The sequence below is a fragment of the Corallococcus sicarius genome (assembly GCF_003611735.1).
Lineage (GTDB): Bacteria > Myxococcota > Myxococcia > Myxococcales > Myxococcaceae > Corallococcus > Corallococcus sicarius.
Genome location: NZ_RAWG01000358.1, coordinates 1 through 9,085 on the forward strand (window position 1 = coordinate 1; position 9,085 = coordinate 9,085).

The following is a 9,085-nucleotide window of genomic DNA, read 5'->3' on the forward strand; positions in this document are numbered from 1 at the left end:
GCGATGGGGCGGTGGCGGCCCGGGCGGCCCAGGCGGGAGGACCGCCCATGCCCTGTGGGCGGCGGGCCTCGCCCGTGGGTGACCTGCGGCGGGGCTGGGAGGGCTCACGACCGGAGGCCCTGGTCGCCGTGGAGGGGCAGGTCTTCTTCGCCGCGGAGGACGGCCTCTCCGGCCGCGAGCTGTGGGTGATGAACGGGCACGACACGCGGCCGCGGCGGGTGAAGGACGTGCGGCCCGGGCCGTCAGGCAGCACGCCGCGCTTCCTCACGGCGGTGGACCGCCAGCTCTTCTTCGTCGCGGACGACGGGCACCATGGCCCGGAGCTGTGGCGCACGGACGGAGGCCTCAAGGACACGGTGCTGGTGGCGGACCTCCGGCCGGGGGGCGCGGGCAGCGCGCCGGACGGGCTCACGGCGGTGGACGGACGGCTGTACTTCACCGCGGACGACGGCGTGCGCGGCCGCGAGCTGTGGGTGACGGACGGCACCGCGAAGGGCACGAAGCTCGTGCGGGAGTTCGTGCCCGGGCCGGGCTCGCTGCTCCTGGACGAGCTGACGGCGTGGAACGGGCGGCTCGCGCTCATCGCGTACGACGACGACTCGGTGACGCTGTGGGGGGTGGACGGGCGCACCGGACACGCGGACGTGTTCTTCCGCGGGCCGGCGTGGACGGTGCTGCTCGCCCTGACGCCCACGGGCTCCGGCCCCCTCTTCTTCCTCGTGGACCCGGGCCAGGGCGAGGCGGACCTCTGGGTGTCGCGGGGGCAGCCCTCGACCACCTACCGGCTGCGGCACTTCGCGGGGGACTACCCGTCGGAGCTCACGCCCCTGGGCGACGCCGTGTACTTCATGGCCGGCGCGGAGGGCTTCTTCGGCGAGCCCGGAGACCGCTGGTACGGCGGCGAGCTGTGGCGCAGCGACGGCACGTCGTCCGGCACCCGGCGGGTGAAGGATGTGCGGTTGGGGGCGGAGGGCTCGCTCCCCTCGGGACTGACGGTGATGGACGGGTGGCTGTACTTCGCCGCGAATGACGGCGTGCACGGCCGCGAGCTGTGGCGCACGGATGGTTCATCCCAGGGCACGCAGCTCGTGCAGGACCTGGATCCCGGCCCTTCTGGCAGCGCGCCCACCGCGCTGAGGGTGATGGACGGGTGGCTCTTCCTCTCCGCGATGACGCGCACGCGGGGGCGCGAGGCCTGGTTCTCGGACGGCTCCCTCCACCGCGTGCAGCAGCTCCACGACCTCGCTCCCGGGGGGCAGAGCTCCAACCCCCAGGGGTTCGTGCGCGCGGGGGCGCACGTCTTCTTCGTCGCCACCGAATGGACCCGGGGCGAGGAGCCCTGGGCGCTGCCCTTCCTCCCCGACGTGGACTGCCGCGTCGCGGGGAGGTGAGCCGTCGCGCGTCACCTCACGCCGCGCGGCGCACCGCGGGCGTGGGGTGCAGCGCGCCCGTGTTCGGCGGGGGCAGCACCACGGTGGGGCCCAGGCCGGGGGCCAGCATGTGCTGCGTGAGCAGCGATGACGGGTGGAAGTTCACGAACGACGCGTCGTGGGCGGAAGGGCCGGCGAAGAGCTTCTCCACCACCATGGACGAGTACTGCTCCAGTGAGTCCTCGCGCGTGTTGCCGTTGAGCACCACCTCCCAGCCCATCTGCTCCGCGAAGCGGCGCACGCCCGGGATGCGCGACAGCAGGGGCGTGTAGCTCTCCGTGCTCACGCCGTTCTCGCTGACGACGAAGACCTCGTTCGCGGTGGCCACCGCCAGGGACGTGTTGCCCTGCGTGTGCCCCGGCGTGCTGAGCAGCGCCGCGCCCTGGCCCAGCCACGTGTCGCCGTCCAACAGCACGACGCGGTCCTCCGGAATCTCCGCACCGCCGGGCACGAACCAGACGCTCTGCATGGGGTGCAGGTGCTTCACCAGGGCCCACTCGGCCTTCTGCACCAGCAGCTTCGCGCGCGGGAAGACGGCCGGGGCGCCCGCGCCGCCCAGCCAGCCGCGCAGGTCCTGGATGTGCAGGTGGTCGAAGGCCAGGTAGTCCACGTCCGACGGCGTCAGCCCCAGCGACTCCAGGTGGCTCAGCACGGTGCCGTGGCGGGTGGACATCACCTTGTCGGAGAGGAACGCGCCGTAGCGCTCGCGCAGCGCGCGGTAGAAGGGCGCCGCGTGGCCCCGCTCGTAGTCGGTGGGGTTGAAGAGCAGCGTGCGCCGCTGGCCCGTGCCGGCCTCCGCGAACTGCACCACCTGCATGCGGTTGGTCATCATCACGTAGGGCGCCGGGGACAGCGCCGCCCCGCTGAAGGCGAACAGGGTGGGGTAGGGGAACGTGATGAGGTCGCAGGTGGACACCGCCGCCACCGGCCCCTCGTGCACGAACGCCTCGCGGGCCTCCAAGGCGGCGCGGCGAAGCTTCTGCAACCGCTGTCCGGGGGCGCGTTCGGCGTGCGCCTCCGGGAGGAAGGGCAGGGGACGGAACGGGGCAGGGGTGTGGCTCATGGACGCGACTCCCTTGGGGCTGGGGGACGGACCCCCTGGCTGGCCGGTCGGCATGCCGCTGCGACTCTAGCGCCGCCAGAAGGGCAGCGACACGCGCCCCCTTCGCTGTATAGGGTCCCAATGGTGATGGCGAGGAAGTCCGACGACACCCTCTCGGGAGATGTTCAGCCGGAAGACATCCGGCTGGAGGCCTCCCTGCGCCCTCGCTCGTTCGACGAGTATGTGGGCCAGGGTGCGGTCGTCGAGAAGCTCAAGGTGTACGTGGCCGCGTCCAAGAGCCGCGGTGACGCACTGGACCACTGCCTCTTCTCCGGCCCCCCGGGCCTGGGCAAGACGTCGCTTGCGCACCTCATCGCGAACGAGCTGGGCGTGGGCATCCACGTCACCAGCGGCCCCGCGCTGGAGCGCAAGGGCGACCTGGCGGGCCTGCTCACCAACCTCAACGAGCGGGACATCCTCTTCATCGACGAGATCCACCGCCTCAACGCCGCCGTGGAGGAGTACCTCTACCCGGCGATGGAGGACTTCCGGCTGGACATCACCATCGACACCGGGCCCGCCGCCCGCGCGATGAAGATTGATTTGCCGCCCTTCACGCTGGTGGGCGCCACCACGCGCACGGGCCTGCTCACGTCGCCCCTGCGCGACCGCTTCCAGATTCAGGAGCGCCTGGAGTACTACGAGCCGAAGTTCCTGGAGCAGATCCTCGACCGCTCGGCGCGCATCCTCGGCGTGCCGTTGGAGCGCGCCGCCAGCCGGGAGATCTCCACCCGCTCGCGCGGCACGCCCCGCATCGCCAACCGCCTCCTGCGCCGGCTGCGCGACTTCGCCCAGGTGGAGGGCGACGGCCGCATCACCTACGAGCTGGCGCACGGCTCCCTGAGCCGCCTGGGCGTGGACGCGAGCGGCCTGGACGCGATGGACCGGAAGATTCTCCTCACCATCGTGGAGAAGTTCGGCGGAGGCCCGGTGGGCGTGGAGACCATCGCCGCGAGCGTGGGCGAGCAGCGCGACACCCTCGAGGATGTCTACGAGCCCTTCCTCATGCAGGAGGGCTTCCTCATGCGCACCCCGCGCGGCCGCACCGCCACGCTGCGCACCTACCAGTACTTCAAGAAGACGCCGCCCCCCAGCTCTCCGCAGGGAACGCTCTTCTAGCCCTCCTCCCGCCTGACGCCCCGCGAGCCCGCCGCCATGAGCCCAGCCTCCGCGCCCACCGTGCCCACGGTCCTCCCCGGTCCCCGCGACTTCTACGGCGACCTGATGCGCGCCTCGCAGGCCACGCGCGCGGGCTTCCTCGCCGAACGCGAGCGCTGGCTGCGCGGCGTCCCGGTGGAGGGCCGCGAGGAGCTGCTCTTCGAGTTCGAGATGTGGCTGCGCGCGGTGGAGCGCTACCTGAACCTCCACAACGCCGTGGTGGATGCGCGCGCCCGGCCGCTCGTCACGCGCGACTTCCACGAGGAGCTGGCGGACGTGCGCGACGCCATGGAGCGCGCGGTGCGCGTCGCGCGCCACCTGCAGGACCCGGACAGCGACCCGAAGATGGTCTTCCGCAAGTACGTGGAGACCCAGCTCGCGGACGACCGCGTGCGCCGGCTCTTGATTGAAGAGGAGCTGGATCAGGAGACCCCGCCGGAGAGCCTCTTCGTCGTGCGCGAGGCGTTCGACGCGCTCAAGAACCTGCTCGACAACCTGCTCCAGCTGCCGCTCATCGGCCTCTCGCTCTTCCAGGACGTGGGCAAGCTGACGCTGCGGGAGATCGTCCTCAACCGCTACTTCCGCCCCTTCCGCCCGCTGGAGTTCCGCGTCGAGTACGACCGGCTGCGCTCCGTGCGCCTGCTGGACGTGCTGGGCACGCTGCCCCCCGACACGCGGCCCCTCTACACCACCGCCTTCCTGGGCCTGTTCCGCGTGCTGCACTACCTGACGCACGTGGACCCGGAGACGCAGCCGCCCGTGCCGCGCCGCGTGCGCGTGCTCCTGTCGCTGGTGCGCGGGGAGGCCGCCGCCGTCGCCAGCTACCTGCACACGGAGCTGTCCCCGAAGGCCGGCTCCAAGCCGCTGCAGGCCGCCACGCTCAGGGCCGCGCGCGACCTGGCCCGGGAGACGGACCGCATCGCCCGCGAGGTGATGGTGGACCTGGACCGCGACCCCGCCGCCGCCCTGCGCGCCGCGGAGGCCTTCACCGCGCTGTTCCGTGGCCAGGTGGTCGCGCTCGTGGACGCGCTCGCGCCCAACGGCTCCCTGGGGGAGGAGGCCTTCGCCCACCTCACCAGCGCCCAGGACGCCGCGCTGCGCCTGCGCAAGGACCTGTGGGTGTACGCCCAGCTCTGCCGCGCCGCGGAGGGCCACCTGCGCTCCGAGGACGTCACCTCCGCCGAGCGCGTGCTGGACGCCCTGCGCTCCTTCCTCGACTACTTCCACGACGGCGGCTACCAGCTGCTGCGCTACGCGGACTACGACGCCTTCGACCGCTTCTCGTCCCTCCTCGTGGAGCTGCCCTGGCCGCCGGAAGGGCCGGGCATCCGCAGCCGCCTCGCGGAGGACCTGCGCCGCTTCTCCCAGACGCTGGAGACCACCTTCCACGCCGTCAGCCGCCGCTCGCTCCTCCAGGGGCGCGGCTTTGATCGGCCGGACGCCGAGTCCCTGCGCGACCGCTTCCTCCCGCCCGCGTCGCGTTGACCCCCGCTCCAGGACCGTTGTCCGTCAAGCCCCGGACTCCCCGTGAGGCCCGTGGGTGCGTTTGCTTCCGGGCACTCGCCTGCGATAGAGACGCGCCCTTGTTGCTTGGGTGACACACACTCCGGGTTGGCGCGTGGGGCGCCGGGCAAAACCGGGGTGCGAAGGGTGGATTCCGGACATGGCTGTCACGGTGGGAGGGTCTGTGTGGTGTTTCCCGAGAGGGGTGACGGGACCCCGGTCCGCGCCGCCCCCCGCCCGCGCCCTCGCGTCGCCAGCAGTTCCAGGGGGTTGGACCCCCCCGGGCCTGCTTCCACTGGAAGACTTGAGCCATGGCCCGGTGGCATGTTGATTGCTCCTGTGTGCAGTGCGTCAGACCGCGTTGAGCCGTCCGACGGGCCCGTACCCTGCGTGCGTCAGTCCGAAGCAGTCCTCAGAGGCGACACCGACATGCTCCAGTTCACCGACTCCCAGCGCACCCTCTCCCAGCCGGCCGTCTGCCGGGGCGTGGGCCTCCACTCCGGGGCGCCCGTGACGTTGACCCTGAAGCCCGCGCCGGCGGGGCACGGCATCGTGTTTGTGCGCACGGACCTGCCGCGCCCGGTGAGCATCCCCGCGCTGGCGGAGTACGTGGTGGACACGTCGCTGGCCACCACGCTGGGCCGCGACGGCGTGCGCGTGGGCACGGTGGAGCACCTGATGTCGGCCCTGGCGGGCATGAACATCGACAACGTGCGCGTGGAGCTGGACGGGCCGGAAGTGCCCATCATGGACGGCAGCGCCGCCCCCTTCACGCACGCCATCATGGAGGCCGGTGCGCGGGAGCTGGACGCGCCGCGCGAGTACCTGGTCATCAAGAAGAGCGTGGCGGTGACGGACGGGGACAAGCAGGCCTCGCTCACCCCCGCGCGCCGCTTCCGCATCAGCTGCACCATCGACTTCGAGCACCCCGTCATCCAGGGCCAGTCCTTCGACGTGGACGTGAACGACCGCGGCTTCTCCCGCGAAATCTCCCGCGCCCGCACGTTCGGCTTCCTGCGCGACGTGGAGAAGCTCAAGACGCTGGGCCTGGCGCGCGGTGGCTCGCTGGACAACGCCGTCGTCGTGGACGAGGCGTCCATCCTCAACCCGGACGGCCTGCGCTTCCCGGACGAGTTCGTGCGCCACAAGATTTTGGACGCCATCGGCGACGTGTCGCTGTTCGGCCGGCCCGTCATCGGGCACATGACGGCGTTCAAGACGGGCCACGCGCTCAACCACAAGCTGGTGCGCAAGGTGCTGGCGGACCCGTCCAGCTACGACATCGTCACCGCGCGGCGGCGGGACGTGGAAGGGCGCGAGTCGGGGCGCGGAAGCCTCGCGAGCGCGTTGGAGCTGGAGCCCCTGGTCGCCTGAGTGCCAGCGGGGCCGGTGGTGGGGCCGGTGGTGACTTGGCAATTCCTTGCCAGCCCCGGGCTCCTCTATTAAGTCGGCGACTTATGTCCATGCGTCCTACTCGCCTCGCACTGGCCGCGCTCCTCGCGGCATCCCTCACCGTCGGCTGCAACAAGGAGAAGGCTCCGGCCACCACGCAGGAGCCCGCCGCCCAGGCCCCGGCCCAGGCGCAGGCTGGCAGCGCCACGGAGCCGGCCCCGGACACGGTGGTCGCCACCTTCGGCAGCGGCCAGAAGGTCACGTTCGCGGAGCTCAACGAGCGCATCAAGGAGCCGCTCGCGAACCTGGACAAGCAGAAGTTCCAGCTGCGCAAGCGCGGCCTGGAAGGGCTCGTGACGGAGCGCCTGGTGAAGGATGAGGCCGCCAAGCGCAAGATCACCGAGGACCAGCTGCTCAAGGCGGAGATCGACGACAAGATCCCCGCGCCTCCGGAAGAGAAGATCAAGGAGGTCTTCGAGGGCGCCAAGGGCCAGCTGCCCCCGGGCGCGACCTACGAGCAGATGAAGCCGCAGATCGTCGACTTCCTGTCCGGCCAGCAGAAGCAGGAGGCCGCGCAGAAGTTCTTCGAGTCGCTGCGCCAGGGCGCCAACGTGGAGTACAAGCTGCCCGAGCCCCCCCGCGCTCCCGCCGAGCGCAAGCAGGTCGCCGCCACCGGCCCGTCCAAGGGCCCCGAGGGCGCGCCCGTGACCATCGTGGAGTTCAGCGACTTCGAGTGCCCGTTCTGCAGCCGCGCCATCGGCGCGGTGGACGAGGTGACGAAGACCTACGGCGACAAGGTGCGCGTGGTGTTCCGCCAGTTCCCCCTGGACTTCCACAAGAACGCGCAGAAGTCCGCCGAGGCCTCGCTGTGCGCCAACGACCAGGGCAAGTTCTGGGAGATGCACGACACGCTGTTCGCCAATCAGAAGGCGCTGGGCGTGGAGGACTTGAAGAAGCACGCCGCGACCCTCAAGCTGGACACGAAGAAGTTCAACGCCTGCCTCGACTCCGGTGAGAAGGCGGCCATCGTGAAGGCGGACATGGCGGACGGCTCCAAGGTGGGCGTCACCGGCACGCCGGCGTTCTTCATCAACGGCATCATGCTGTCGGGCGCGCAGCCCTTCTCCGAGTTCAAGAGCATCATCGACGATGAGCTGAAGGGCGCGAAGTAGTCCTGGCGCCACTCAAGGGAGGGCCGCGGTGGCGTCCAAGCCCAGGGCCACGCCCCGCGTGAGCGGTGAGGCGGCTTCGCTCGACCTGGAGCGGCCGCTCGCCACCGTCGTCTCTCCCAGCCGGCCCCTCGTGGCGCACTTCCACGCGCCCGAGGGACTGGTGCTCCTCCCGGAGTCCCTCGGTGCCACCGGCTTCTTCGCCGGCAGCCTGGGGGCGCTCTCGGTCGAGGAGGTGTTCGCCCAGATCCTCTCGGGCATCCGCACCGGCCAGCTCGTCGTGCAGCATGACACCGTGCGCCGCGCGGTGGCGTTCCGCGACGGGCAGGTGGTGTTCGCCACCTCCAGCGAGCGCTGGGAGCGCCTGGGCACCGTGATGGTGCGGCTGGGGCTGCTCACGGAGGACCAGCTGGCCGGAGCGCTCGCGCAGGTGACGCCCGCGCGCCGCATCGGGCAGGTGCTCACGTCGCAGGGGCTCGTCTCCGAGGCCAGCCTCTACAGCGCGATGACCTTCGTCGTGCGCGAGGTGGTGCTCAACCTCTTCGAGATGCAGGAGGGCAGCTTCCTCTTCCTGGAGGCGAAGGCCCCGGCGGTGGACGCGGTGAAGCTGCCGGAGCGCACGAGGGACCTGGTCCTCACCGGCATCAAGCGCGCGGAGGAGACGGGCCGGCTGCGCCGCCGCTTCCCGGACGACATGCACGTGCAGCCGGGCCCCCAGGGCGCGCTGCCGGGCGAGGAGGCCCTGTTCGCGAAGCTGGGCGCGGGCACCTCCCTGGGCGCGCTGCGCGCCCGGTACGCGGGCAGCCAGTACGCCTTCTACAACGGCGTGGAGGAGGCGGTGCGCGGCGGCCACCTGGCCGTGCAGGCCCCAGCGCCCGCGCCGGCCCGGGGCCCCGCGGTGGAGAGCATGGCCTGGGAGCTGCTGTCCGCGGAGGAGCGCTACAACCTCCTGCTGTCGCTGGTGCACCGCGCGCTGCGCGAGGCGGGCCGCGACGTGGACCTGCTGCGCGGCTTCGTGGACGCGCCGCCCCCGGGGCTGGAGGACGCCTACCAGGGCGTCACCCTGGGGCCCGACGGGCGCGTGGACGTGGCCCGGCTGCGCGCGAACGTGTCCACCAGCGGCGGGGAGGCGGTGGGCCGCGCGATGGCGCTGGAGGCGCTGGACGCCTTCGTGTCCTACGCCCTGTTCTCCGCGCGCAACGTCCTGCCCACGGACGTGGCGGAGCGGCTGGCCCACACCTACCGCACCCTGCAGGGCGGCATCTCCTAGCGTCGTCCGGCGGACTTTCCTGCGTTGGACACCCTCCCCGGCGTCCCCCCTGTCTCTTATA

General features: G+C 71.7%; 7 protein-coding genes. 6 read left to right on the forward strand and 1 reads right to left on the reverse strand.

Annotation, left to right across the window (positions count from 1 at the left end; all coding sequences use genetic code 11):
• Positions 1–1,391: ELWxxDGT repeat protein (locus tag D7X12_RS35475; RefSeq protein WP_208719486.1), on the forward strand; the 1,391-nt coding region annotated here is incomplete at its 5' end.
• A 16-nt stretch (positions 1,392–1,407) separates the two neighbouring features.
• On the opposite strand, the gene D7X12_RS35480 is transcribed toward D7X12_RS35475, so the two are convergent.
• On the reverse strand, positions 1,408–2,493 hold the full coding sequence (locus D7X12_RS35480; protein ID WP_120629639.1) for an MBL fold metallo-hydrolase: 1,086 nt from the start codon (positions 2,491–2,493) through the stop codon (positions 1,408–1,410).
• Between the two features lie 120 nt (positions 2,494–2,613).
• On the opposite strand from D7X12_RS35480, the gene ruvB reads away from it, so the two are divergent.
• The 5 genes from ruvB to D7X12_RS35505 all read left to right on the forward strand — a co-directional run bounded on the left by ruvB (position 2,614) and on the right by D7X12_RS35505 (position 9,024).
• Positions 2,614–3,651 carry a Holliday junction branch migration DNA helicase RuvB gene (gene ruvB, locus D7X12_RS35485; RefSeq protein ID WP_120629640.1) on the forward strand — a complete coding sequence of 346 codons (1,038 nt, stop codon included), beginning with the start codon at positions 2,614–2,616 and terminating at the stop codon, positions 3,649–3,651.
• A gap of 36 nt (positions 3,652–3,687) precedes the next feature.
• Positions 3,688–5,175, forward strand: a complete 1,488-nt coding sequence (locus tag D7X12_RS35490) for a hypothetical protein (RefSeq protein ID WP_120629641.1) — start codon at positions 3,688–3,690, stop codon at positions 5,173–5,175.
• 447 nt (positions 5,176–5,622) lie between these two features.
• Complete coding sequence (lpxC, locus tag D7X12_RS35495; RefSeq protein WP_120629642.1) at positions 5,623–6,567, forward strand: UDP-3-O-acyl-N-acetylglucosamine deacetylase; 945 nt, start codon at positions 5,623–5,625, stop codon at positions 6,565–6,567.
• Between the two features lie 83 nt (positions 6,568–6,650).
• The gene (locus D7X12_RS35500; protein ID WP_120629643.1) at positions 6,651–7,757 is read left to right on the forward strand and encodes a thioredoxin domain-containing protein; all 1,107 of its coding nucleotides are present in this window, start codon (positions 6,651–6,653) and stop codon (positions 7,755–7,757) included.
• A 28-nt stretch (positions 7,758–7,785) separates the two neighbouring features.
• Entirely contained in the window at positions 7,786–9,024 is a 1,239-nt protein-coding gene (locus tag D7X12_RS35505; RefSeq protein ID WP_120629644.1) for a DUF4388 domain-containing protein, read from the forward strand.
• Positions 9,025–9,085: the final 61 nt, after the last annotated feature.